General features: G+C 63.3%; 1 protein-coding gene. It reads right to left on the reverse strand.

From position 1 onward, the window contains the following. Positions 1 to 21: 21 nt before the first annotated feature. Positions 22 to 1,260, reverse strand: coding sequence for an IS110 family RNA-guided transposase (locus AC1DIM_RS19715; protein ID WP_477712167.1), 1,239 nt, complete (start codon positions 1,258 to 1,260; stop codon positions 22 to 24). Between the last annotated feature and the right edge of the window lie 296 nt (positions 1,261 to 1,556).

Raw genomic sequence — 1,556 nt, forward strand, 5'->3', positions numbered from 1 at the left:
CTAATACGAAAGTAAGGCGACTCAGGCTGCGGTGGCCGGGGTGATGGTGACGTCGTAGCCGAGGCTGTTGAGTTTTTTGATGGCGTTGTTTTTGGCTTTGATCGGGTCCATGCGGGTGAAGTGGTCGGCGCCGGGGTCGGCGTAGCATTCGCCGTCGGCAAGCATGTGCCAAACCGCGCTGAGTATGGAGTGCTCCACCGCGACGATGGCTTTCATCGATCCGTGGCGGGCCGCGACGCGCCGGAATTTAGCGGCCAGGTAGGTGTCCTTGCTCCGGGACGCTGATAGGGCAGCGATGCCGAGGGCTGCCTTGAGGTATTTGTTGCCGGGCAGGATGTGCGCGGATTTGATCCGGCCCGCTGATTCGTTGGAACCGGGACAGACGCCGGTCCAGGACGCAAGCCGGCCGGGGGTCTCGAAGATGGACATGTCCGCCCCGGTTTCGGCGATGATCACGTCGGCGACTCTGAGTGAGACTCCGGGGATGGTGGCCAGGAATTCCCTGGCGACACGAAAGGGCTCCATCGCCTCCTCGATCCGACCGGTGAGCGTGTCGATGATCCGGGACTGGGCATCGATTTGGTCCAGGTGCAGCCGAGCCATGAACGCGTGATGAACCTTGAACCGGCCGGTCAGCGCGTCCACGAGCTCGGGGATTTTGGACCGGAGAGTGCCCTTGGCGAGGCCAGCGAGGACTGCGGGGTCGCGTTCGCCGTTGATGAGGGCCTCGAGCATCGCCCGGGAGGAGACCCCTGTGAGGTCCGTGACCACGGAGGAGAGCTTGATACCGGAGCCTTCCAGGAACTTCTCCAGTCGCTGGATTTCCCGGGTCCGGTCACGGGTGGCAATGGACCGGGCCCGGGTCAGGTCCCGCAGTTCACGAATCGGCTCAGGTGGGACGAACGAGGCCCGGAGCAGGCCATGCGCTCCGAGCTGGGCCAGCCAGGCAGCATCGGAAACGTCGGTTTTGCGGCCTGGGATGTTCCGCGCGGCCTTGGCGTTGACCAGCATCACCGGGAGAGTCTCTTCGAGCAGGTAGAAGAATGGTTTCCAGTAATCACTGGTGGCCTCCATGACGACCGTGGTGACGTGCTCGCGTTCGAGGAAGTCCCGCAGCTCCAGGATCTGCCTCGTGGTCGCACCCCATGTGGTCACCGTGGAGGTGTAGGTGCCGGCCCGTTGTCCGGGTACGCGGAGGCAGACCTTCGCGTCGCGCTTCGAAATATCGATGCCGGCCGCCCGCTCGTGCACGATATCCATGACCGTTCCTCCTGACCCCTGGATACTGATTTCGCTGGTGTTTGCCACGGGGAGGACAGGGCAAATTTTGGAATCTAACACTCGTGCTCTAAGGCAACAGTCCACGGTTCCCGTGGAAGTCCTCCGCGCCACGCTAGCCTGCAGGCTCAACAACAGCACCAAGATCGAACCGGCGTCCACCGTGGCAGACACCTCCATGATCTGCCGAAACCACCATCCGGGGCCAGAGCCTGGGGCGAGGTGAGGGATCGCTTTCTCCCACCACGGCGCGACAGCGACGCTGAACCGCTAGCCTG

It is taken from the genome of Pseudarthrobacter sp. 01T43 (genome assembly GCF_056398665.1).

Bases quoted from the DNA above. Each gene is read 5' to 3' on its own strand.
- AC1DIM_RS19715 (WP_477712167.1), bottom strand. From the start codon at position 1,260: ATGGATATCGTGCACGAGCGGGCGGCCGGCATCGATATTTCGAAGCGC.